General features: G+C 77.7%; 1 protein-coding gene. It reads right to left on the bottom strand.

The window, feature by feature from the left end:
* Positions 1 to 376: hypothetical protein (locus tag IH48_RS34005; RefSeq protein ID WP_037844177.1), on the bottom strand; the 376-nt coding region annotated here is incomplete at both ends.

The following is a 376-nucleotide window of genomic DNA, read 5'->3' as shown; positions in this document are numbered from 1 at the left end:
CCAGACCCTCCCGGCCGTGCGAGCGCTCCACAGGGCCGCACGGACGGCCCAGTCCAGGGCTGCGGCGCCCTGGCCCCGGTAGGCGTTGAGCCAGGCGGCGGCGTTGCGGGCCCAGGGGCTGGGCTGGCGGCGCACGGGCTTGACCAGGCTCACCTTGGGTGCGGCGGCGGCGACGGAGGCCATCGAGACGGCCTGGGCGACGGCGGGGCGGTCGAGCGGGGTGCCGGCGCGCAGGAACGTCGCGGTGCTGCGGGGCTCTCCCCGGAGCTCCCGGCCGCCGTAGAAGCGCAGGACGGCCCAGACGGCGAGGGCCAGGGCGCGGATGCTGCCGAACAGCTTCTTGAAGCCGCCGACGACGGCCTGGCCGGGCTTGCGC

Source organism: Streptomyces sp. NRRL F-5126 (assembly GCF_000721265.1).
In the GTDB taxonomy this organism is placed as follows: domain Bacteria; phylum Actinomycetota; class Actinomycetes; order Streptomycetales; family Streptomycetaceae; genus Streptomyces.
Note: the sequence above shows the minus strand (reverse complement) of the source record. Positions and strands in the feature narration are given on the sequence as shown.